Consider the following 23,670-nt stretch of genomic DNA (forward strand, 5'->3'; position numbering starts at 1 on the left):
CGGACCCCGTGTGTCCGTTATTATTCCAACCTACAACGCCGGACCCGCTTTTGACGGGCTCCTTGGCCTGCTGCAGAGCCAGACGCTCAAACCCCATGAAATTATCGTGGTTGATTCCTCGTCGTCTGACGGGACGGCTGAGAGGGCGAGACGGGCAGGGGCGCGTGTATTTACCATCCTCCAAAGCGAATTCGACCATGGAGGAACCCGAAACTACGCAGTGAGTCTGGCGGCAGGCGATATATATGTGTTCATGACACAGGACGCGCTTCCGGATAATGAGTTCTTGCTGCAGGAGCTTGTGAGACCATTTCAGAATGAGAAGATATCCTGTGTCTATGCAAGGCAGCTGGCAAGGCCGGATGCGAATGTGCTGGAACGGCTGTCCCGCGGATTTAATTATCCGGAGCAGTCATCCACCAAGGATAAGAGGGATATCCCCCGCATGGGAATCAAGACCTTCTTCTGCTCCAATGTGTGCGCAGCCATCCGCAAGGATGTATTCATGGAGGTTGGCCGCTTTCCGGAGCCTGTTATTTTTAACGAGGATCTTTTCTTCGCGGCAACATGCATTCTCCAGGGCTATACAGTCGCTTACGCAGCTGAGGCCCGGGTCGTGCATTCCCATGATTATACGCTCACTCAGCAGTTCAGGCGTTTCTTCGACAATGGCGTATCCATGCGCAATAATGACTGGGTCTTCCAGTACTCGGCCGTGGGCAAAGAGGGCTCGCGTCTCGTACGCACGCAGCTGAGCGAGCTGCACCGGCAGCGCAAATGGCACTGGATCCCGCGCTTGTTCGCTGAATCGGCAGCCAAGCTCCTGGGCTACCAGCTGGGCAAGCGTTACCGCAGCCTGCCAAACGGACTTTGCGTCAGGTTCAGCATGCACCGCAAAATATGGGGCAAGCTGAACGCCGAAGGCGGAGTCAAGGGCAAAGGGATGTCCGTGTAATCAGAGGCAAGCGTATAGGTAAAGCTCTAATCCTTCAATAATCGTCAGGCTCTGGATACAATCTGGAGCTTTTTGCTTGTGTCCAAGACATTTTGGGCAGCAAGAATTATCTAAAATACATCAAATTATATACAGAACAAGTATTAAAATATCTTCGACACGAAAACACGCAGAAATATGCATATTTTAATGAAAACGCTTACTATAAAGCGCTTACATGAGTAAAACAAAGATTTTATGAACTTTTTAAGGTTTTTTTAACTTTTTAGAAGGAATTCGCATGATTTTGTCGTATTATTAACTTTACCTAAATTTTTTTATACTGCGTATAGAGGGGTTTTAGTTATGGACGTTCGTACTTTCCAATTGTCAGACTATCGACCTGTCACCCAATTGCTCGAAACGGTTTTATCGGCAGAATGCTACGAATTGACCATGGAGGCTTTTGGCCGGCAGCTGTCGTGGGACAGCGAGCTTGTCCTTGTAGCTTTGGTGAACGATGTTGTTGCGGGTATTGTAATTGGCACAATCGATAATAATAAGGGTTATTACTACCGTATCGCCGTTCATCCGGATTACCAGCGTCAAGGTATTGGCAAATCGTTGATTCGCGGGCTTCAGCAGCGTTTTGAGAAGAAGAATGTAACTAAGATCTTAATATCGGCGGACGAGCATAACGAGCCGATTTTGTCGCTTTATGAGTCGCTGGGCTATGCGGCATCGGATTTCTTCCGGTCGTTTCAGAAGCTTAGCATCGTCGCAGGATAACTCTTACGCCCTATTTGAATACATTGTCATCATGGACAAGCATATCTTGAACGTCATTGATTTTGGCGGCGGGATATGCTTTTCTTAACTTATTAAGCAGTTCAGGCAGCGATTCATTCAGACTACCACGGGAGAGCTCGCATATGGACAATTATCGCCCAAGTGTGATCAAAAGCTTCAAGCATAACGGCCGGCTGCATCGGATGTGGCTGGAAAATTCCCTGCTTCCGGATCAGCTGACGGCACCTGAACATGCAGCGGAATCCATGTATATTCTGATTAACCGGCAGACGCCTATTCAGGAGGCGGATGGCGGGATGTGGACAAGCCGCGTGCCGGCTGTTTCGTTCTTTATCCCCGGACAGTGGTATAATATTGTTGCTCTCTTGGAGAACGACGGGATTCGTTATTATTGCAATGTAGCCTCGCCGCCTTATTTTCAGGATGATGTGCTGACCTATATTGATTATGACCTGGATGTGATTGTCGCGCAGGATGGATCGGTCCATGTTGTGGATGTCGAGGAATATGAACTTCATAAGGCGATGTATTATTATTCGAAGGAAGTTGACCGAAAAGTACAAGAGGGGCTTCATGGTCTGCTGGCCCGGGTGGAATCCGGGAAGGAACCGTTCAACAACAATCAAGTCGCCGCTTATTTCGAGACATGGAATAAACAGACGGGCGAGGTGTAGCAGCAGTATGGACAATTTTTCGGATTCAATGCAAGAGACAGAGCCTGGCTCTATCGGTCCCCGCAAACGCTCCCATTCCACATCGAGGAACAAGGCGCAGTCAGGGAAGCCTGACAAACCGGAGAAACCCTCCAGAGAACATACGAGCTGGGGCAAGGAATTATGGGATTGGGCCCGTACGCTGATCGTTGCGGTCGCGATCGTACTGCTGTTTCATTTCTTTGTGTTCAACCTGTCCACGGTAGAAGGTCATTCAATGGAGCCGACGCTCTACGAGAAGGAATGGCTGTTCGTGAACAAGTATTCCTACCGCTTCGGATCTCCTCATCTGGGAGATGTGATCATTTTGAAGGATCCTTCCGCGGGAGCGGACAAGAAAGAGTTTCTGGTCAAGCGGATTGTGGGAGTGCCGGGAGATAAGATCGAAATTCGCTCAGGTCAGCTGTACCGCAACGGGGAGCTGGTGGTGGAGCGGTTTACGGACACGGCGATTGAGGATATCGATTATGGACCCTTCGTGGTGGAGAATGACCGTTATTTTGTCATGGGAGATAATCGTCATGCGCGTGCAAGCAGAGACAGCCGCTCATTCGGTACCGTGCCTGCTTCGATGATTCGCGGACGGGCGGATTATATTCTGTGGCCGATTACCAAGCTGAATACGCTGTAAGAAGCTGCTGTTTGAAAAATAGTGCAAGCTGGAAGGAGGCTATCGCAGTGGACAATGTGACATCCTGGGAGAAGCTGAAGCATGAATTGAAAGCTGCGGCGGCCGGCCTTGGAATTGATAAAATCGGGATCGCTTCAGCGGATCCCTTCGTGGAATTGAAGCAGCGGCTGGTCCGCCACCGTGAGCTGGGATACGAGTCGGGCTTCGAGGAGCCGGATCTGGACAAAAGAACGCAGCCCTCGCTGCTGCTCGAGAATCCGCAGTCGATTATTGCAATCGCGGTGGCCTACCCGTCGAAGCTGAAGAATCCCCCGAAATCCGAGCCGGGAGCGCGGCGCGGAATCATGTCGCGTTCCGCCTGGGGCGAGGATTATCATAAGGTGCTGCGCGACAGAATGCGCAAGCTGGAGGATTGGCTGCGGGAGCGCGTTCCTTCCTTGCGGGCGGAGAGCATGGTCGATACCGGCGCGCTCTCGGATCGGGCGGTTGCCGAGCGTGCCGGCATCGGCTGGAGCGCCAAGAACTGCTCTGTTATTACACCGGAATGGGGCTCATGGGTGTACCTGGGCGAAATGATCACGAATTTGCCGCTGCCGCCGGACGAACCCGTTGCGGAGAGCTGCGGCGACTGCACCGCCTGCATGGATGCATGCCCGACGGACGCGCTGGTGGCGCCCGGGCAGCTGAATGCACAGCGGTGTATTTCATTTGTAACGCAGACCAAGGGGCTTGTCACGGATGAGCTCATGCGCAAGATCGGCAATCGTCTCTATGGCTGCGATACCTGCCAGACGGTTTGTCCCAAAAACAGGGGCAAAAACTGGACCCATCAGCCGGAGCTGCAGCCGGATCTTGAGAAGGCAAAGCCCTTGCTTGTCCCGATGCTGACGATGGGCAACCGCGAATTCAAGGAAGCTTACGGCCAGACGTCCTCGGCCTGGCGTGGCAGAAAACCGATCCAGCGCAACGCGGTAATCGCGCTGGGCAATTTCAAGGACCCGAGCGGGGTGCAGCCCTTGGCGAATGTGCTGCGGAGCGATCCGCGGTTCGAGCTGCGGGCGACTGCCGCCTGGTCGCTGGGCCGAATTGGCGGCGCGGCGGCCCGTGATGCGCTTGAGCAGGCGTTGAAGCTTGAGCGGGAGGAAGCCGTGTTGGAAGCGATATCCGCCGCACTGGCAGCCAGCAGCCCCGGCAATGGGGATGCCGCCCAGGAAGCGTCAGGAGCGCCTGGAGAGAATGACGGATTGGACAAGCGTTAAATAACGCTTTACATGGTTTCGAGGCTTCAGAGGGGCGTCTAAGGGCTTGTAGCAGGATGGAGAACCCAAAGGCGGTTCGGATATTCCAGGCACCGCTTAGTACTGTATGCTGGAATTTGCGCGATTTTGCTTAAATATAAACAGGAAGCGGCTGTCAACCGATATATGCTTTGATTGCAGAAGGAACGCCATAAGCCATACCCGGCATGGCCAAAGTCTGCAAATCCATAACGGCAACAAAACATAAGGAGGGACTTTAGAGGATGAGCGAGACCATCTATTGGACCGAATTGAAGTCGCCTGTAGGGCCGCTTGTGCTGCTGGCAACCGATGCAGGGCTGTGCCGCATTGAATTCGGCGATTTTGCCCTGCGGGAAGAAAAGCTGCGCAATTGGACGCGGACCTGGTTCACGGGCGACGCGCAGTGGGTGCAGGTGAAGCCGAATGAACACATCATGATCAGCGAGGCTGCCGGGCAGCTGGAGCGTTATTTTGCAGGCGGGCTGGAAGCGTTCACCGTCAAGCTGGACATGCGGGGGACTCCTTTTCAAACGAAGGTGTGGCAGGCGCTGCTGGATGTTCCTTACGGGGAAAGCCGGTCGTACAAGCACATCGCTGAAGCCATTGGACAACCGAAGGCGGTCCGGGCAGTCGGAGGGGCCAACAATCGCAATCCCGTTCCGCTGATCGTCCCCTGTCACCGTATTATAGGGGCAGGCGGGGCCCTGGTAGGCTATGGAGGCGGACTGGATACGAAAACCTACCTGCTTGCGCTTGAACGGCAGAAGGAAGGCGGGGGAGCCTCATGAGATACATTGATATGGAATCCGTTGAGCCAGGCCATCTGCTGGGAAAGACGATTTATGCGACGAATGGAACGATTCTGCTGTCGGCAGGAGTCCAGATTACGGTATTTATGATCAGCACGTTGAAACGAATCGGGGTTACGAATTTATATATTACGGATCCGAGGCTGCAGGATATTGAGATCGAGGAAGAGCTGCTCTCGGAGGAGACCAAGCGGACGCTGATCCGCACCATGTCGGAAACGATGGATTCGATCCGTTCAGGCAAGGACTTCAACTCGCGTTCGATCAGCCTCTCGGTGGAGGATATGCTCGAGGATGTGCTGCGTAACAAAGATGTGCTCATCCATCTCAATGATATCCGCACGCGTGATAATGCTGCCTTCGTCCATGCGATGAATGTCTGCATGATCTCCGCTTTGCTCGGCATTCATATGAACCTGAACCAGATCCAGCAGAAGGAGCTCGCCATCGGCGCGCTACTGCATGATCTTGGCAAACCGCTCGAAGAGTCCGAGTTCGAGTTTGAGCCCGCAGATGATGAAGCCGCGAAGAATAAGAAGATGGCCATGCATCACACATGGAGAGGCTTCCAGCTGCTCAAGGCCAGACGTGAGTTCAGCCTGCTGATTGCCCATGTTGCGCTGCAGCACCATGAGCATATCGACGGCAGCGGAGAGCCGAGAGGCCTTGCCGGCGAGCAGATTCATCTCTATTCGCGGATTGTTGCCGTGGCCAATGCCTACGACAACCTGCTGCAGGAGTTTGATAACGGCAAAAGGATGCTCCCGCACGTAGCCTGCGAGCGGCTGCTGGCGATGTCGGGAAAAGAGCTCGACCATGCGGTCGTCGTGCAGTTCATGCGCGTGGTCTCGATCTATCCCAACGGGGTATCGGTGCGGCTGTCCACCAGGGAAGCGGGGGTGGTGGTCGGCCAGCATCGCGGACTGCCGGGGCGGCCGGTTGTGCGGCTGCTGGAGCGCGAGGGCGATGATTCCATCGGCAGCCGGGAGATCGATTTGGCGAAGGAAAACACGGTGTTCATTGAGCAGGTAATGGGTTGATTTTATTGTCGAATCCGGGGTTTGCGGTAGGCACCCGTACATGCTATGATAGGTTGCAATATGTACATTCATAACGATCAGATAAAGGTTGGGTGAGAGACGGGCATGTGGAATATTATTATTCCGATTGTTACGCTCCTCTTGGGAGCGGTTGGCGGATTCTTTATCGGTGTCTTCTATTTGCGCAAGCAGCTTGAGAAGATGCAGAACGATCCGGAAATGCTGCAGAAGATGGCGAAGCAAATGGGTTACAATATGAACAAATCGCAGCTGCAAAAAGCACAGAGCATGATGAAAAATCAACGTCCGGGCGGCGGACGCAGATAATCAGCGCGTCGCTTGCAGGGAAGGGGGACGAACAAGGATGGCGGGCAAGAAAGACTACGTCAATTCTGTCGTTTCGGATAACCGTGAACAGATTGAATATCATATCAAGCAAATATTAAGTCTCATCGGTGAGGATGTCGACCGCGAGGGACTGCTGGAAACGCCTGCGCGCGTAACCCGCATGTACGAGGAAATTTTCGCAGGCTACGAGGTTGATCCGCGGGAAGTGCTCGGGGTCACCTTCGATGAGCAGCACGAAGAGCTGGTAATTGTAAAAGATATCGTATATTACAGCCAGTGCGAGCATCATATGGCTCCGTTCTTCGGAAAAGCCCATATCGGCTATATCCCGAGCGGGAAGATTGCCGGTCTGAGCAAGCTAGCGCGGCTGGTCGATGCCGTCACGCGGCGCCTGCAGGTGCAGGAGCGCATTACCTCGCAGATCGCCAACATCATGGAGGAAGTTCTGCAGCCCCATGGCGTTATGGTGGTCGTGGAGGGCGAGCATCTGTGCATGTGCGCGCGCGGGGTCAAGAAGACCGGCAGCAACACGGTAACCTCGGCCGTGCGGGGTGAATTCCGTACGAGCGCAGCACTGCGTTCGGAGTTCCTGTCGCTGCTGAAGCAGTCATAAGACGAGGCTGCTGATCGTACCGTACGCAGTGAAGCTTTTTGATTCTTGAGAAAAGATTGCCATTCCCTCTCATTCAAAACAGGGAACCGGCAATCTTTTTTCAGCTTTTGGAACTCCACAGCATTGGCATGCTTAGTACGGCTCCCAGACCAGCTTCCTGGCCTCGGAGAAACGGCCGCTGACGTAGGGCCAATTGACGACCTTCCACCAGTTCCGGATATAATCCGGCCGCTTGTTCTGATGCTTGAGATAATAGGCATGCTCCCAAACATCAAGGGACAGCAGGGGCACGACATCCCATTGGGATAAATTTTGATGCTTCTCGGCGGTCAGAATTTCCAGTCTCCGGCTGCGCGGACTCCATACCAGAATCGCCCATCCACCGCCTTCAACCTTCTCCGCTGCTGCGCTGAATTGTCTCTTGAAGGCGTCATGGCTGCCGAAGTCCTTCTGGATTTGCTGAGCCAGCGTACCGGTAGGCTCCCCTCCTCCTCTGGGCGACATGACGGGCCAGAATAAAGTATGAAGATAGTGTCCCGCCCCATGAAAGGCGAGCTCCCGCTCCCAATGCTTAACCAAGTCAAAGTTATTCGTTTTCCTGGCTGTCTCCAGTTCCTTTTCCGCTTGATTAAGCCCATCCACATAGCTCTTGTGATGGATATCGTGATGAATCCGCATCGTAGCCGTATCGATATGCGGCTCCAGCGCATCATACGCATAAGGAAGCGGGGGAAGCGTATGGCCGCCGATAGGGACAGACGAAGCGGCGCGGCGGCTGCCGAATTCGGGCAAATGCGCCTGCCCGGGCTCCCGTTCCCCGCCAGTATGCTGCTTGGGCGCGGAGCCGCCGGACGCGTCCTCGGGTTGCTTTTCTTCATGCCCGGAGAGCTTGACGATCTCTTCTATCCCGTTATTCCCTGCCGTCTCACTGGAGGGACCGGGCTGCCGCTCCTCGGTTTGCTCCTCGCGGGGATGAAGCAGCGACTCCAGAACACATAGAAAATAGTCCGACTCGCGGATAATATGGCGGATGACGATCCCTGCGAACGGGCTTGAAGCTGCTGCCGAGCTGTCCTCCAGCATCTTGGTCAGCTGCGCGACGAATTTCCGCGACTGCAGGGCGGATACCTTCAGCAATTCCTCGCTGCTCTTGACCAGATCAGGCGGAATGTCCTCTGGGTTTGCCAGCGCGGCCATGAGCAGCTTCTCCGCCATTTGCTCCGTACGGGCAAATATGGGCTCCCACGCCTGAAGCAGCTGGACATAGGCCGGTTCCAGGTGAGGAATAATCTCCCGGATAACGGCGGTGTGCTCCTTCTCCTGCGTCTTCCAGAATTGAATCTCCTCCAGCACTCTCAAGGGCATATAGCCTCTATAAACAAACAGCACAGACTTCAGCCTCCCTCTTCTTCACGAATTACAAAAAGCAAAAATGCCGCTTATTTTTCGCACAAAAACCTGTCTCTCCTGGCGCGTCCAGCGAGCGGCATGACGGTGGCTGCCAGCGCACGGTGTGGCGTCGCATGACGGTGGCAAACACCGTATGGTGTGGCGTCGCGTGACGGTGACAGCCATCGTGTGGTGTGGCTGTCGCGTGACGGTGGCAGCCAGAGGCGGTGTAGGGTCGTATGATGCGGTCATCAACCCGCTTCCGGCAGGAGTGGGTCTGCGCTGAGGCCTCGCTGCATGCTTTGCGGCATAAAAGAAGAGCCGCCCGGCAATCCGGACGGCTCTTTATCCTCTTACATCCGATGGCATCCATAATCTAGATGTATTCGGATCAGGCTTTTCCTATGTCGCACTCGCCGTCAAGGTCGGCTGATTGCTCTTCCAGTCCGCATCCACCTGGCTGAGAAACAAGGCGGCGCGCTGGATATATTCTTTCGGACGTGTCTGGAATAACAGCTCATGCTTGCCCCCTTGGACGACCCACTCCCTGGATAACGGGTTCAACTGGCTGGATGCGATATGCTCGGCGGTGGCAATCGGCGCTTTGACGTCGTCGGTGCCGTGCATTATAAAGGTCGGAATCGTATAAGAGGTTTGCATAACCTGCTGGGAAGGGATCTGATTAAAGCTGGTTCCCGTCCAGAATGGCAGCATCAGCTGAACAAGCGGCAGGGATGGAAAACGCGGCAGATCCAGATACTGCCGGACATTGTTGAACAAGGATTCCGGACTCGGCAGAAACAGACTGTCGAGAATCAGGGCGTCGATATCATCGGATGCGTCTGTTTGCAGCGCTGCCTGAAGGGCGGTACCGGCTCCCATGGAGAAGCCCCAAACGACCACCTGCTCTGCCCCCTGGCTGCGGGCATATTGGACAGCTGCGAGCAGCTGCTGCGCTTCTTCGACTCCGCCCGTGGCCGGAGAGCGGTCAGCTTCGGACGCATAACCGTAATCGAACATCAGAACGTTGTAATGCAATCGGTGCAGCAGGGCGGCGAGATCATACATCGGGACCCAGGTCTCTTCGCGATTAGCCCCGTAACCGTGGCTGAATACAACGGTCCGGTCAGAGGCAGCAGGAGCGGCTGCAGCTAGCGCGGCTTGATCATCTCCGCCTGCTGCTGCGGCGATTGTTTTAGCTGGCAGCAAAGCGGCTGCGTCAGCAGCAATATACCAGCCATGAACGGTGGTGCGGCCGCTTTTGCTGGGAAAGACGGCATCTGTATAATCAAGGCCTTTGGCGATTTTGGGATTAGAGGTCAGAGGTGCGACATAAGGATGAGCGACGATCCAGGCCACATAGCCGTGAAAAGCAATAAGCGTGACAAACAGCAGCGCCATAAATGCGGAAACGACAGCAATCGCGGCATGTCTGCGGCGCGTCCTACCGATCGTCCTGCCGGGAGGCTCGAGAGAATGCCCGGGGGAAGGGAGAAAGCCTTGCGGCGTAAAGCCTGCAGGCAGCATCGGAGTGACGGATGTGCTCATGATGGAATCCCCCTTAGGATGGAAAAATATGAAAACGCTTTATAGTCCTATATTCCTATGATAGATGTGGGGACAACGGCCTGTCAATGGATATACGCGTATTGTTATCAACTTGTAATCTACCTGTAAACTGAAATGAAATTATGTCCATCCGCTTTTACTAATGCCGGGTCATGAGTTATACTGGTTGTAACTTAGTTTCATTGAATGAAACTGATGGAGAAGGTGGGATCACATGTCCGAGGATGGAAAATCAACCGTTCGCGCTGTTGAGCGCGCGCTCGATATATTGCTGTGCTTCACCACCAAGAGTGAATGGCCGATGACGGAGATCGCGGACAGTGTCGGCCTGCATAAAAGCACGGTCCACCGGATGCTTGCGACGCTGGAGGACAAAGGATTTGTCATTCGCGATCCCGCTTCCGAGCGCTACAGGCTGGGGCTGCGCATCTGGGAGCTTTCCGCCAATATGTCCGGCACGGACGATCCGGCTGTGCTTGGACTGGCTGAGATGGAACGTCTGCGCGATATGCTTGGCGAGACCATCAGCCTTTATTTGCGCGACGGGAATGAGCGGATCCGCATACAAGCCGTTCAGAGCAGCCAGGCCGTGCGCAGAGTCGCTCCTGTAGGCGTCCGTCTGCCACTGTATGTGGGAGCGTCCAGCAAGGTGCTTATTGCCTTCGAGGAGCCGCAAAAACAGGAGGAGCTGCTCCACGACGAATCATGGCCTGCCTATTTCGACAAGGCGCAATTCCGCAAGCAGATTGAGGAGATAAGAGGGCTGGGCTACGCTACAAGTGTTGAGGAGCGGGAACAGGGCGCTGCGGCTGTCTCTTCCCCGATCTTCAACCGGGCGGGAAAGCTGGTTGCCGCCTTGTCCGTCTCCGGCCCCGCGAACCGGCTGACGCCGGAGAAGATGCGCGAACAGGCTTCGGCTGTTATTGAAGCGGCCAACCATATTGGAGCCATGCTGAAGTAGTGCCTTGGCGGCAATATGAATGCAGGTTAATGTTTAGCCATGTAAAACAGCGGTGCAGCCCGACTATGTGTCGAAAACGGCCCCGCTGTTTTTTTTTGACTTTAGATCCGTGTTTGAGCCGCTTGCTTGCCGATATTTCAAAAAAAAACGGTCCCGCTCCATACAGGAGGGGACCGTCAGTCTGCAGACATCAGCCAATATCCGGCTCGATATTATTGATTGGCAATCATTTGGCGCAGAACGGCTTGCAGAATGCCGCCGTTGCGGTAGTAATCCACATCCACCATGGAATCCAGACGAACGATCGCCGGGAATTCGAATGTGGTGCCGTCTTCGCGGGTGACGACGACATGAGCTTCCTGACCGGGCTTCACGTCATTGTCCAGCCCGATAATGTCGAAGGTTTCGCGGCCTGTAATCCCAAGCGTGCTCCAGCCGTGTCCTGCCTGGAACTGCAGCGGCAGCACGCCCATTCCGACGAGGTTGGAACGGTGAATCCGCTCGAAGCTCTCGGCGATAACGGCTTTTACGCCAAGCAGCATGGTGCCTTTGGCTGCCCAGTCGCGCGAGCTGCCTGTTCCATACTCTTTACCGGCGATAACGACCAGGTTTTTATTTTTCTTCTGATACAGCATCGAAGCGTCATAGATCGACATAACCTCGTCTGTCGGCAGGTAAGTGGTCACGCCGCCCTCAGTGCCCGGAGCAACCTGGTTGCGGATCCGGATGTTGGCGAACGTACCGCGCATCATGACTTCATGGTTGCCGCGGCGCGAGCCGTACGAGTTGAAGTCGATTTTGTCGACGCCGTGCTTGATCAGATATTCGCCTGCAGGGCTGTCGGCTTTAATATTGCCGGCTGGCGAGATGTGGTCGGTCGTTACCGAATCGCCGAGCAGAGCAAGCACGCTTGCGCCCTTGATGTCGCTGATATCGTCGATATCGGGACCCAGGTTCTCGAAGAACGGCGGGTTTTGAATATAAGTGGACTTGTCGTCCCACTCGTAGCTCTCGCCCTGTGGCACATCGATTTGGTTCCAGCGTTCGTTTTGCGTGAAGACATTGGCATATTTCTCACGGAAGGATTCAGGGCTCATCGCAACACCGATCGCGTCGGAGATTTCTTTGGATGATGGCCAGATATCCTTGAGATATACAGGCTGGTTCTTGCCGTCATAACCGATTGGATCGTTAGCCAGATCGATATTGACCGTACCGGCAATCGCGTACGCCACAACAAGCGGCGGAGATGCCAGGTAGTTGGCTTTGACCTGGGCATGAACGCGGCCTTCAAAGTTACGGTTACCGGAAAGTACGGCAGCTACGGTCATGTCGTTATCCGTGATTGCCGAACTTACTTCATCAGGCAGCGGGCCGGAGTTGCCGATACAGGTTGCGCAGCCGTAGCCTGCAACGTAGAAGCCCAGCTTTTCAAGCGGCTTGAGCAGGTTGGCCTTCTCCAGATAATCGGTAACGACCAGCGAGCCCGGCGTAAGAGAAGTCTTGACGTAAGCAGGACGTTTGAGGCCAAGCTCAACCGCTTTTTTGGCCACAAGTCCGGCGGCCATCATAACGCTTGGATTGGACGTGTTTGTACAGCTGGTGATGGCGGCGATAACGACAGCGCCTGTTCCCATTTTGCTGACAGAACCGTTCGCATGCTTCACTTCAATCATTTCTTCAATCTTGTTGTCGGACAGGCCATAGCCGCCCTTGTCGATCGGAGTGCGGATAATGCCATTGAATTCTTCTTTCATCGCTGTCAGCTCGACGCGGTCCTGAGGACGCTTCGGACCTGCAAGCGATGGTACGATCGTTGACAAGTCCAGCTCCACGATATCGGAGAAAACCGGCTCCGGCGTATCGTCGGTGCGGAACATGTTTTGTGCTTTATAGTAAGCTTCGACAAGAGCGATCTGTTCTTCTGTACGTCCGGTGTTGCGCAGGAAGCGTAGCGTTTCGGAGTCGACCGGGAAGAAGCCGATGGTTGCGCCGTACTCGGGAGCCATGTTGGCAACAGTCGCACGGTCTTCCAGTCCGATGTTGGACAGGCCGGGACCGAAGAATTCGACAAATTTGCCGACAACGCCCTTCTTGCGGAGAACCTGCGTAACGGTCAGCGCCAGATCAGTCGCCGTAGCGCCTTCCGACAGGCTGCCCGTCAAGCGGAAGCCGATAACCTCAGGCATTACAAAATAAAGCGGTTGTCCCAGCATGCCGGCTTCCGCCTCGATGCCGCCTACGCCCCAGCCAACAACGCCAAGTCCGTTGATCATCGTCGTATGGGAATCCGTTCCAACCAATGAATCCGGGTAGACAACGGTTTCGCCGTCTTTTGTTTTGGTTGCGGCAACCGATGCCAGATACTCCAGGTTTACCTGGTGAACGATACCCGTTCCCGGCGGTACGGCGCGGAAATTATCGAATGCGGTTTGCGCCCAGCGGAGGAAACGGTAACGCTCTTCGTTGCGCTCAAACTCAATGTTCATATTGTACTCAAGCGACTCGGGACTGCCGAATGCGTCAACCATAACGGAGTGGTCAATAACGAGATCGACCGGCACGAGCGGGTTGATTTGCTTTGGATCGCCGCCTGATTTCTTGACGGTGTCGCGCATGGCGGCAAGGTCAACGACAACCGGAACGCCGGTGAAATCCTGGAGCACGATACGGGCAGGAATGAAAGGAATCTCTTTGTCCTCGCGGCCGTCGGCCCAGTTTGCCAATTGCTTGACATGCTCAGACGTGATGGCGCGGCCGTCAAACTGCCGAACCGCTGCTTCCAGCAGTACTTTAATGGAGAAAGGCAGTTTGGAAATATTGCCTAATCCTTGGTCCTCAAGACCTTGCAGGCGGTAATAAACATAAGGTTTACCTCCGACTTCAAGCGACTCGCGGACAGAGTAATCGTTCTTTGATGTCATTTACGTTTGACGCCTCCTTGTACAATTGGGTAAAAAAATAAATGGTTCGATGCTGTTTGTGGAGTGCAGCAAGGTATTTCCCCCTCAAAAATATCAAAGAAAAATGGCATGAAGATAACCATGTGATATTTTGAAAATGGTTTTCTTGTTTCACTCTGTAAAACACGATTTCAAAAATCGCTGCTTTTCTTAAGTATAACGTTTTTCGTAAATATAAGAAAGTATAAATTCGCCCTATACTTTGCTTATATCTCAAAAAGGAAGAAACTAACTGTGCATCCAACAGGCGGTATCCGTCATTTCCTCTTATCCATTTGGAATTTACCGTCCCTTCAATCAGTCGGAATTGATCTGCTGAGCGTTTTCTGCATCAGGTTGTTTTCTCTTCCTCACATGAATTTGCCGTTGGTCTCATATAATGAACCAACTTTGTCAGGCACAAAAACTGCAGGGAGGGAATAGTGATGCCTCAAGCGAGAACGCGGACCGGAGTTAGAAAACGCAAAGGGGTGCAAACGTCAAGCAGGCCCGCAGTGCGCAGCAGCCGGGGGACCGCCAGGGCGAAGGAGGCGACCGGCCTCAAGGATCCGGAGCCAAGCGGATGGAAAGCTTGCGTGCACCATTATGTTCAATTGGTTAACCAGGCCGAGATTGACCGCTTTACGCCGGAACCGGAAGGTATCGTGACCGATGTGGACCATCTGTCCCGCTATCAGCGCAAGCTTTCACGACTTCGCGAGCAGGAGCTGCTGCGCGGCGTTCTGCCTCTGCGCAGCGAGACGAGCGCGGAGCTGCTGCGGATCAGTGAATCGGAATCTCTGGCAGAGGCGACGGCCCTGATCGAGCTGAAGATCAAGCGGACGATGCAGCAGCTTGGCCGCACCTATACGGAGGACAGGCGGGAGCGGGAGCGCCTGTGGCTGTCGCTGGACGGCGAGAGCTACCGGATTAACCGTGTGGAGCCGCTCGTCATGGAACGGCGTCCCAGATATAGTATGTCCGATTCCTTCGCTTCACAGCTGTCTGCCGAGCAGCAAGTTGAAATGGAAGATAAGCCGACATCCATACCTTTTATAAATTATGATGTTTTATCGCGTTTCAAACATGGCCGCGCTGGAATTCGTTACCGCCGGGACTTGGCCGCCGCCTATGCGGACCGGTGGTGGAATGAAGGCAATCCGGCTTATGAAACCTTCGATGTCAATTGTACGAATTATGTATCCCAATGCCTCTTTGCAGGCCACGCGCCTATGAACTATACTGGTAAAAGGGATTCGGGCTGGTGGTATCGGGAGAGAAGCGCAGGGCGCGAAATGTGGAGCTACAGCTGGGCTGTTGCCGGTGCGCTGCAGCTGTTCCTGTCGGGCTCCCGCCAAAGCGGCCTCCGGGCGACGGTCGTGGATTCAGCCGATCAGCTGGATCTGGGCGATGTCATTATTTATGATTGGAGCGGAGACAACCGCTTTCAGCACAGCACTATCGTGACCGCTTTCGACGCGGCGGGCATGCCGCTAGTCAATGCTAACACTGTGCCAAGCCGCCACCGCTACTGGGATTATAAAGATTCTTATGCGTGGACCGAACGTACCAAGTATCGCTTTTTTCATATTGCCGATGAATTTTAAGCATTATTCCTGTAAGGATGCATGTCAGATGCATGATTATATCCTGATGTGGGAAATTATTCGTAACCGGAGGATTAGCCATGGGGAAGAAAGTGCGCGTCGGACTCGTTTACGGGGGCCGATCGGGCGAACATGAGGTGTCGCTGCAGACTGCGCTTGCAGTCATGAAAGCTTTTGATTACAGCCGTTACGAAATTATTCCTTTCTATATTACAAAAGAAGGCAAGTGGCGCGCAGGACAGGCGCTTCTGGCGCCGCCTGATGAACTGGAGCCGCTCCGTCTTGTTGGCGCTCAAGCTGCCTCCGGAACGGACGCGCTCATGCCGGTTTTCAACGCTTTGTCGGCGGAAACCGCCGCTGCCCTGACTGTTCCTGCTGCTGAGGCTGGTCCGGCTCTCGATGTTGTTTTTCCTTTGCTGCACGGCACCTTCGGAGAGGACGGTACGATACAGGGCCTCCTGGAAATGGCGGGTATCCCCTATGTGGGAGCGGGCGTATTGGCTTCGGCAGTCGGCATGGACAAGATCACGATGAAGAAAATTTTTGCCCAGGACGGCCTGCCGCAGTGCGTGTACCGGTATTTTAACCGTACCCAGTGGGAGAAGGATCACGGCTTTTTTATTATGGAGATCGAGGTTGCGCTGGGCTATCCCTGCTTCATCAAGCCGGCTAACCTGGGATCGAGCGTAGGCATCTCCAAGGCCCGCAACCGGGAGGAATTGATCACGGCGATCAATTATGCGCTGAGGTTTGACCGGAAAGTGATTGTGGAGGAATTTGTCGACGCCCGGGAGATAGAGGTCAGTGTGATCGGCAATGACGAGCCGCGTGCTTCCGTGGTGGGCGAAATCACGTCTTCCAGTGAATTTTATGATTATAAAGCCAAATATATCGACGGCAAATCGATGATGCATATTCCGGCCAATATTCCGGCGGAAACAGCGGAAGCCGTCCGCGAAATGGCCGTCCGCGCTTTCTTGTCGATTGACGGCTCGGGCCTTGCGCGCGCCGATTTCTTCCTGCGCAAAAGCGACGGCAAGCTTTTCATCAACGAGGTCAATACCATGCCGGGCTTTACGCCCTACAGCATGTATCCTCTGATGTGGAAGGAAAGCGGAGTCTCCTACACGGATCTGCTGGACACGTTGATTGGACTTGCGGTTGCCCGCCACACGGAGAAGCAGCGTATCGATTATGGGGGAGGAGACCCGGTCTGATACAGGACCGGAGTCTGTTTCTTCGATGATTGTTGTCAAGACTTGGTTGATTGTTGTCAGCCTTGCTCTCTGAGGACAAGAAATACGCCACAATATAATTGCTGGAGGAAATCATATGGGGTTCGAAACGGAGTTTAACTCGGTCTGCAAGTTCAAGAATGACAATGAGCTGAACGAGCTGCTTGAATACGGCCGCAGCAAAATAGTCAAGAACGGATTTCGCGTTTATCCTACCGGACAGAAGGTTATTGCATATACGCCCAATAATGAAGCGATTGCGATTGTCCGCATTCTGGTGTCGATCGCGGAGATTAATTTTCAAGGCGAGGAGATTACGCAGGTCGAAATGGAGCTTATCCGAAAGCTGACAGAGGAGGAGGCGCGCGTGCAAACCGCCCTTGCCTATGAAATGTTCTTCGGAGAGCATGCATGATTGTCCGCTTTGGCTTTGTCGCGATGAGTCTGCAGCTTGAGAATGCTTCGCCGTCCCGCACCATGACCTACACCAGCTTCTCAAAGCTGCCGGATCGTGAAGCAGCTCTGCGCAGACTGGAGCGCATCGCCGAAGAAAATCTGCATAATACGCTGCGTTTGCTGCGCCATTGCCATGCCCATGATATCAAGGTTTACCGCATGTCCTCCAAGCTCATTCCGCTGGCTACGCACGAGGAGCTTCAGGACTGGTCGCCATGGCCGGCGCTTGCAGAAGCCTTCGCCGCTGTTGGCGCGTTCGTGAAGGACAAGGGGATGCGCGTATCCTTCCATCCCGACCATTTCTGCGTCCTGAGCACGCCGCGTCCCGAGGTGCTTGTAAAGTCCGAAGAGGACTTGCGCTACCACGTGCATATGCTGGAAGCGATGGGACTGGACGAGAGGGTAAAATGCAATATTCACGTAGGCGGAGCATACGGGGACAAGCCTTCATCAGCTGAGCGTTTTGTCCGCCAGTTCGGGCAGCTGCCTTGGAGGATCAGGAACCGGATCACGCTTGAGAATGACGACAAGACGTTTACCGTCCGGGAGACCCTGGACGCGGCCGAAGCTGTGGGCGTCCCGATGGTGCTTGATATTCATCATCACGCTGTCAATGACGGGAACGAGAGCAACGCATCGCTTGCCGGCGAGCTGTGGCCGCGCATTTTGCGGACATGGGACGGCGCTCTTCCTGATGGGGACTCTGAACCTGAAGGAGTCTCTGCCGCAGAAGGAGCCATGCTTATACCTGGCGGTCAGCCTTCAAGACCGCTTCCGCCGAAGCTCCACGTTTCCAGTCCCAAGAGCGAGCGGGACCCGCGGGGTCATGCCGACTATGTGGATCCGGCTCCGCTTCTGCGGTTTTTGCAGGAAACGGCTGGTTCGACTGATAAATTGGATGTGATGCTGGAGGCCAAGGGCAAGGACCTGGCCTTGTTCAGGCTGATGGAGGATTTGCGCCAGCTGGCACAGGACGAACAGGGCATACGGATCATCGATGGAGCAAGGATTGAAGTGAACTGATTCAACTGCAGTCCGGTATTGCCGCTGAATATAGCATAAGCTCTCCGGACAAAGCCCGGGGGGCTTTATTGCCTTATGGGGGGGCAAGGGGGTCTTGCATGCGCGGAATCGGGGTAAAATATAGATGTCATTAAGAATCGGGTGAGGTGACGGGCGTGCTTGAGATTGTCCTTCTTCTCCTTCTGGGTCTGATCGCCGCAATGTTCGGAAGCATTGTCGGTTTGGGCGGGGGAATTATCATCGTTCCAACCCTGGTTCTTCTTGGGCCGCAGCTGACCGGGTCTCCAATCGGCCATACAACGGCTGTGGGCACCTCGCTGTGCGCGTTAATTGTGACAGCGCTTGCTTCCACACTTTCATACGCCAAGAAGAAAAGAGTGGATTTCCGCAGCGCGTGGCTGCTGTTCGTGACGAGCGGGCCTGCCGCTATGGTCGGCTCGGCTCTGACCGGTTATCTGAAGGATGGCAGCTTCCAGCTCGTATTTGGAATCTTTATGCTGTTAATGGCCGCTTTGCTGGTTGCCAGGGATTATATCAGGCCGATCACGCGAAAGTGGCCAGTGGAGCGGCTCTATACCGATCAGGACGGGGTCGGGCATGTCTATGGTTATGCCGTAGGGCCTGCCCTGGTCATCGGATTTTTTGTCGGGCTCATCTCAGGCTTGTTCGGCATTGGCGGAGGTTCGTTATTTGTTCCGGTGATGGTGCTCCTGTTCCGGTTTCCGCCCCATCTTGCCACGGCTACCTCGATGTTCGTGATCTTCCTCTCGTCTGCATTGGGCAGCAGCGTACATATATGGCTAGGCGAAGTAGACTGGCGCATTGTGCTGGCGCTTGTTCCCGGGGCATGGATCGGCGGCAAGTTCGGCGCTTATGTCGCAAGCCGGATGAGCGGCAAAGGGCTGATGTGGCTCCTTCGCATTACACTGGGCCTTCTGGCTGTTGAATTAATTATTGAAGGAGCAGCGAAATTATAGACGGTTTCCTGCAAGAACTGGGCGAAACTTTGAAGATATGGTAACGTATACTAATAAGCATATAGCAACTCATAGGAAAGTAGTGTGATAGAACCGTGAGTGACGAGAGCAACAATACACCTGCAATAGGGGGAAAAAACTTTACCGTAGTGGCAATCAATTGTGCGGCTAAAGCGGGTGAATGGATCAAAACCAAACTTGGTAATTATACAAGCTTGTCTTTAAAATACTCCCCTACCGATCTAGTAACCGAAGTGGATAAGGGTTCTGAGATGATGATCCGCAACCTGGTGCAGACGCATTTTCCACATCATTCCTTTCTTGGTGAAGAAGGCGTGGAGCCGGGGCCGGAGGCCTCTGCGAAAGCGCTCAATAATGTGCGTGAGGCCGAGTATTTATGGGTGGTCGATCCGATCGACGGGACGACGAACTTCGTGCACGGCTTCCCTTTCTTCTCTGTTTCGATCGCTCTGGCGCACAAGGGGGAGGTCATTGTAGGCGTCGTGTATGATCCCATGCGGGATGAATTATTCGTAGCGGAGAAAGGCAAAGGCGCCTATGTGCATGGCAAGCCTATGCAGGTAGGCACGGAAAGCCAGCTTGGCGAGAGCCTCCTCGCTACAGGTTTCCCGGCCGATCAGCAGTATGCGCTGCCGCTCAATATGAAGGGGCTGCAGGCGCTTGCGCCGCAAGTGCGCAATATCCGCTCCGGCGGCTCGGCGGCACTGCATATGGCGTATGTGGCATGCGGACGGCTCAGCGGCTTTTGGGAAATCGGTTTGAATTCCTGGGATCTGGCGGCGGGTTCGCTCCTTGTCTCGGAATCCGGAGGGCAGGTCACCGACATGTTGGGCAGCCCCTATGAACTGGGAGTGCGTAATGTTGTCGCGACTAATGGAGCGATTCATGGGCAGCTTGTAGACGAGCTTAAGAAAGTGGAAGCTGCAGGTTAGATCAGGAAGTGAAGCTGGCATGTGTCTGCTGATTTGCAGAGCAGCAGGGCTTCTCTGAACGGTTATGCAGCCTTACCGCGAGAATTGGATTTGAAACGGCATAATGAAATTATAAAAGGCGTATTCCAGCCATGGTCAAGATGACTTGGGGAATACGCCTTTTTTCTAGCGCTTTTGGAAATGCTCCTTGCATGAAATTTGATTATCTGTTATATTCGGTGTATAACAGACATTCGTAACAATACAGTCATCAACAGATTGAGGCAGTGTCAGGAGAGGCAGGTGAGTCAACATGTTTATGGAGTTGGATTTGCAGTCGGAGTCGCCGATTTACACGCAAATTGCCGAGCAGCTTATTGAGGGTATCGCCAAGGGGGATTTGAGGCCGGGAGATGCGCTCCCGTCAGTCCGCAGTCTGGCAGCAGACCTGGACATTAATTTGCATACCGTTAATAAAGCTTACCAGACCTTGAAGCAGGAGGGCTTTCTCCAGGTCCACCGCAAAAAGGGGGTCGTCGTACAGCCTGGTGAAATGCCTGGCGTGACCGCCGGGTTCAAGGATAAAGTGCAGAGACAGCTCCGCGCTTTGTCAGCTGAAGGAATCGTCAGGGGCATGGCTGAGGAGGAATTTCTGAGGCTCTGCCAGGATGCTTTCAACCGGAAGAATACGAAGGAAGGGGAGTAGGGGCGTATGGATCCGACATGGGGGATTTGGCTTTTTTCGATTGTAATGTACGTCATGATGGGGATTGTGTTTTTGCTGGTGCCGTTGATAAGCACACGTGTTTTGTTGTTCGGTGTTTTTGTTCCCGAGCCTATGCGGGATGATGAGGCCGTAACAGCTGTGCGCAAAAGCTACATCCGAATGTCTGTGTTCATTATGGTATGCGCTGCAGCTGCAGGCGGCTTGGTGGGCTGGTGGATGAAGGGGATGTCCGAAGCCGTATTGCTCAGCGCCACGCTGGTTCAAGTCATCGGATTCGTCCTGTCTCTCGCGGCCAGTCATCGCAGGGCGCTTCGCATCAAGCTGGAAAAGGAATGGGAACCGCCGCAGAGCACCAAGCGGGTCGCCAATTTGAATTTTCGGAAAGGACCTCTAACGATCCGTGATCGCTGGTATCTCGTTCATCTGCTGCTCATCATCATTTCAGTGATTGGCGCCGTTGTTCAATGGGACAGCATTCCCGATACCTTAACCACTCATTATAATGCCAGCTTTGAAGAGGACGGCTTCTCTGAGAAAAGCTTCAGCTCCGTGTTTATGTTGAATATTACCCAACTCCTTCTGATCGGAATATTTCTATTTGCGAATTTTGTCATCCGTGCGGCCAAACAACAGCTAGATCCCGCAAAACCGGATGAATCCATGATCAAGCAGCAGAAATTTCGCCGCATCAACTCGATATTTCTTTATTTTCTCTCCCTGTTCATTGCGGCATTGTTCAGTTATATTCAGGCGACGATACTCTATGGCTGGTCCGCTGATCTGCTCATGCTGACATCGCTGTTTCTGCCTCTTATTCTGATCGGATGTTCCATTGGATTAATCATTTATTTGAGGAGTAAAGGCATCGATCAGGTCGTAGCTGCCGGGGTAAGCGACGACAGTCATTGGAAGGGCGGCTTCTTTTATCATAATCCGGAGGATCCCTCCTTTATCGTGAATAAGCGGTACGGGATGGGTTGGACGTTCAACATGGCGCATCCGGTCAGTTGGGTTGTTCTTGGAGGTATACTGCTGATTCTGCTTGTTATCGTGCTGATCACTTCCATATTGGACACTTGACTTGATGGTACTGGAGATGTGAGCATGCTATGCCTGCAGATGTATCAGTAGTCAAAGCTCCCAGCATTCTTGTTGACATGAAGCTTTAGAGGGATTCAGAACAGCAGCAGCATTATATGAGAAACCGCGTAAGAGGCCGTCCAGCTGTGGACGGCCTCTTACGCGGTTTCTATGCATAGGATGATGAAACAGGAGTAAGATAACGGTAAACCGCTGCGCCGGTAATTAATCCTGGCTCATCGTCTGGAACGCGACCCGGGCAGCAGCCAGGGTCTGGTCAATATCCGCTTCGGTATGCGCAGTAGTGAGGAACCAGGCTTCATATTTGGAAGGCGCCAGACATATTCCCTGCTCCAGCATCAGCCGGAAGAACCGTGCGAACCGCTCGCCGTCGGCAAGCTGGGCCTGTTCGTAATTCGTCACGGGATTTGTGCAGAAATGAGTCGAAAATGAGCCGCGGATGCGGTTGATCGTAAGGGGAATACCCTGATCATCCGCCAACCGCTGCAGTCCTGCGCTGAGCTTGAGGGCAAGATTGCTCATTTGATCGTAAACGCCGGGAGTCTGAAGCACTTCCAGACAGGCGATACCTGCCGAGATCGAGGCCGGGTTGCCAGCCATCGTGCCCGCTTGATAGGCAGGCCCGAGCGGCGCAACCTGGGCCATCACGTCCTTGCGCCCGCCGTAAGCGCCGATTGGCAGACCTCCGCCGATGATTTTGCCCAGTGCGGTAAGGTCGGGCTCAATCGCCTGCCGATCGGGAAAAGCCTCATAGGTCTGGGCGCTGCCGTAGTGGAAACGGAAGGCGCTGATGACCTCATCGTAGATAACCAGAGCGCCTGCTTCGCGCGTCATCCGGCATAATTGCTCCAGGAAGCCGGGAGCGGGCATGACCATGCCGAAATTGCCGACGATAGGTTCTACCATCACAGCGGCCACATCCTCACCCCAACGCTCCAGAGCCTGGTGAAGGCCATCCGGATCGTTGAAAGGCACCGTGATAACTTCGCCGGCAATGCTGGGCGGAATGCCGGCGCTGTCGGGAATCCCGAGCGTGGAGGGACCGGAGCCGGCAGCCACAAGCACCAGATCGGAATGGCCATGATAGCAGCCCGCAAATTTGATTATTTTATTGCGCTTTGTATAAGCGCGGGCAACGCGGATTGTCGTCATCACCGCTTCTGTGCCCGAATTGACAAAACGAACCTTGTCCATCGAGGGAATGGCGGTCTTCAGCATCCTGGCAAGCTGAATTTCCAGCTCAGTCGGCGTGCCGTACAGGGTCCCGTTCTTCGCCGCACGGATAATGGCATCCGTAATATGAGGATGGGCGTGGCCGGTAATAATGGGGCCGTAAGCGCAAAGATAATCAATATACCGATTGCCGTCAACATCCCAGAAATAAGCGCCTTGTGCGCGTTCCATAAAAACAGGGGCACCGCCGCCGACCGCCTTGAACGAGCGCGAAGGGCTGTTCACACCTCCGACAATATGCTCCAGCGCCTCGGTGTAGAGCGCCTCCGAACGGGTATGATTCAAAGACATGTTGTTGCCTCCTGTCGAATTTACCTTATTATGTACTCCTCCGGAAACG

The 23,670-nt window shown here is 54.0% G+C and carries 22 protein-coding genes; 18 read left to right on the forward strand and 4 right to left on the reverse strand.

Going from position 1 to position 23,670, the window contains the following annotated elements; translation table 11 throughout:
- Positions 1 to 10 precede the first annotated feature (10 nt).
- The 9 genes from AC0YOB_RS17525 to folE all read left to right on the forward strand — a co-directional run bounded on the left by AC0YOB_RS17525 (position 11) and on the right by folE (position 7,178).
- Positions 11 to 955, forward strand: a complete 945-nt coding sequence (locus AC0YOB_RS17525; RefSeq protein ID WP_475793875.1) for a glycosyltransferase family 2 protein — start codon at positions 11 to 13, stop codon at positions 953 to 955.
- Between the two features lie 345 nt (positions 956 to 1,300).
- On the forward strand, positions 1,301 to 1,723 hold the full coding sequence (locus AC0YOB_RS17530) for a GNAT family N-acetyltransferase (RefSeq protein ID WP_210042696.1): 423 nt from the start codon (positions 1,301 to 1,303) through the stop codon (positions 1,721 to 1,723).
- Between the two features lie 143 nt (positions 1,724 to 1,866).
- Positions 1,867 to 2,418: a DUF402 domain-containing protein gene (locus tag AC0YOB_RS17535; protein WP_475793876.1), complete on the forward strand. Its 552-nt coding sequence runs from the start codon at positions 1,867 to 1,869 to the stop codon at positions 2,416 to 2,418.
- A gap of 7 nt (positions 2,419 to 2,425) precedes the next feature.
- On the forward strand, positions 2,426 to 3,088 hold the full coding sequence (gene lepB, locus AC0YOB_RS17540; protein WP_475793877.1) for a signal peptidase I: 663 nt from the start codon (positions 2,426 to 2,428) through the stop codon (positions 3,086 to 3,088).
- A 47-nt stretch (positions 3,089 to 3,135) separates the two neighbouring features.
- On the forward strand, positions 3,136 to 4,347 hold the full coding sequence (queG, locus tag AC0YOB_RS17545; RefSeq protein WP_475793878.1) for a tRNA epoxyqueuosine(34) reductase QueG: 1,212 nt from the start codon (positions 3,136 to 3,138) through the stop codon (positions 4,345 to 4,347).
- A 263-nt stretch (positions 4,348 to 4,610) separates the two neighbouring features.
- The gene (locus AC0YOB_RS17550) at positions 4,611 to 5,156 is read left to right on the forward strand and encodes a methylated-DNA--[protein]-cysteine S-methyltransferase (protein WP_475793879.1); all 546 of its coding nucleotides are present in this window, start codon (positions 4,611 to 4,613) and stop codon (positions 5,154 to 5,156) included.
- Positions 5,153 to 6,217 carry an HD-GYP domain-containing protein gene (locus tag AC0YOB_RS17555; RefSeq protein WP_475793880.1) on the forward strand — a complete coding sequence of 355 codons (1,065 nt, stop codon included), beginning with the start codon at positions 5,153 to 5,155 and terminating at the stop codon, positions 6,215 to 6,217. Before AC0YOB_RS17550 ends, AC0YOB_RS17555 begins: the two co-directional genes overlap by 4 nt.
- 105 nt (positions 6,218 to 6,322) lie before the next feature.
- A complete protein-coding gene (locus tag AC0YOB_RS17560; RefSeq protein WP_210042675.1) occupies positions 6,323 to 6,544 on the forward strand; it encodes a YneF family protein in 222 nt (73 codons plus the stop codon).
- 37 nt (positions 6,545 to 6,581) lie between these two features.
- Positions 6,582 to 7,178, forward strand: coding sequence for a GTP cyclohydrolase I FolE (gene folE, locus AC0YOB_RS17565; protein ID WP_475787710.1), 597 nt, complete (start codon positions 6,582 to 6,584; stop codon positions 7,176 to 7,178).
- A gap of 132 nt (positions 7,179 to 7,310) precedes the next feature.
- Here folE and AC0YOB_RS17570 read toward each other — a convergent pair whose 3' ends face one another.
- Both AC0YOB_RS17570 and AC0YOB_RS17575 read right to left on the reverse strand, forming a co-directional pair.
- On the reverse strand, positions 7,311 to 8,567 hold the full coding sequence (locus AC0YOB_RS17570) for a Fe-Mn family superoxide dismutase (protein WP_475793881.1): 1,257 nt from the start codon (positions 8,565 to 8,567) through the stop codon (positions 7,311 to 7,313).
- Between the two features lie 402 nt (positions 8,568 to 8,969).
- Complete coding sequence (locus AC0YOB_RS17575; protein WP_475793882.1) at positions 8,970 to 10,115, reverse strand: alpha/beta hydrolase; 1,146 nt, start codon at positions 10,113 to 10,115, stop codon at positions 8,970 to 8,972.
- 235 nt (positions 10,116 to 10,350) lie between these two features.
- Between AC0YOB_RS17575 and AC0YOB_RS17580 the strand changes: the two genes are divergently transcribed.
- A complete protein-coding gene (locus AC0YOB_RS17580; protein WP_475793883.1) occupies positions 10,351 to 11,097 on the forward strand; it encodes an IclR family transcriptional regulator in 747 nt (248 codons plus the stop codon).
- 212 nt (positions 11,098 to 11,309) lie between these two features.
- Here AC0YOB_RS17580 and acnA read toward each other — a convergent pair whose 3' ends face one another.
- Positions 11,310 to 14,021, reverse strand: coding sequence for an aconitate hydratase AcnA (gene acnA, locus AC0YOB_RS17585; RefSeq protein ID WP_475793884.1), 2,712 nt, complete (start codon positions 14,019 to 14,021; stop codon positions 11,310 to 11,312).
- 464 nt (positions 14,022 to 14,485) lie between these two features.
- Here acnA and AC0YOB_RS17590 point away from each other — a divergent pair, with 464 nt between their 5' ends.
- From AC0YOB_RS17590 to AC0YOB_RS17625, 8 genes are all read left to right on the forward strand, one after another.
- A complete protein-coding gene (locus tag AC0YOB_RS17590) occupies positions 14,486 to 15,646 on the forward strand; it encodes an amidase domain-containing protein (protein WP_475793885.1) in 1,161 nt (386 codons plus the stop codon).
- An 80-nt stretch (positions 15,647 to 15,726) separates the two neighbouring features.
- Positions 15,727 to 16,863 (forward strand): D-alanine--D-alanine ligase, encoded by a 1,137-nt coding sequence (locus AC0YOB_RS17595; protein WP_475793886.1) that lies wholly within the window; start codon positions 15,727 to 15,729, stop codon positions 16,861 to 16,863.
- 115 nt (positions 16,864 to 16,978) lie between these two features.
- Positions 16,979 to 17,296 (forward strand): hypothetical protein, encoded by a 318-nt coding sequence (locus AC0YOB_RS17600; protein ID WP_210042640.1) that lies wholly within the window; start codon positions 16,979 to 16,981, stop codon positions 17,294 to 17,296.
- Complete coding sequence (gene uvsE / locus AC0YOB_RS17605) at positions 17,293 to 18,360, forward strand: UV DNA damage repair endonuclease UvsE (RefSeq protein ID WP_475793887.1); 1,068 nt, start codon at positions 17,293 to 17,295, stop codon at positions 18,358 to 18,360. Before AC0YOB_RS17600 ends, uvsE begins: the two co-directional genes overlap by 4 nt.
- A 200-nt stretch (positions 18,361 to 18,560) precedes the next feature.
- On the forward strand, positions 18,561 to 19,337 hold the full coding sequence (locus AC0YOB_RS17610) for a sulfite exporter TauE/SafE family protein (protein WP_475793935.1): 777 nt from the start codon (positions 18,561 to 18,563) through the stop codon (positions 19,335 to 19,337).
- 95 nt (positions 19,338 to 19,432) lie between these two features.
- Positions 19,433 to 20,290 (forward strand): inositol monophosphatase family protein, encoded by an 858-nt coding sequence (locus tag AC0YOB_RS17615; RefSeq protein ID WP_475793888.1) that lies wholly within the window; start codon positions 19,433 to 19,435, stop codon positions 20,288 to 20,290.
- Between the two features lie 292 nt (positions 20,291 to 20,582).
- The gene (locus AC0YOB_RS17620; RefSeq protein ID WP_475793889.1) at positions 20,583 to 20,975 is read left to right on the forward strand and encodes a GntR family transcriptional regulator; all 393 of its coding nucleotides are present in this window, start codon (positions 20,583 to 20,585) and stop codon (positions 20,973 to 20,975) included.
- A 6-nt stretch (positions 20,976 to 20,981) separates the two neighbouring features.
- Positions 20,982 to 22,076, forward strand: a complete 1,095-nt coding sequence (locus AC0YOB_RS17625) for a DUF1648 domain-containing protein (RefSeq protein ID WP_475793890.1) — start codon at positions 20,982 to 20,984, stop codon at positions 22,074 to 22,076.
- A gap of 225 nt (positions 22,077 to 22,301) precedes the next feature.
- On the opposite strand, the gene AC0YOB_RS17630 is transcribed toward AC0YOB_RS17625, so the two are convergent.
- Positions 22,302 to 23,621: a glutamate-1-semialdehyde 2,1-aminomutase gene (locus AC0YOB_RS17630; RefSeq protein WP_475793891.1), complete on the reverse strand. Its 1,320-nt coding sequence runs from the start codon at positions 23,619 to 23,621 to the stop codon at positions 22,302 to 22,304.
- Between the last annotated feature and the right edge of the window lie 49 nt (positions 23,622 to 23,670).

The organism is Paenibacillus sp. JT31N17 (assembly GCF_056269255.1).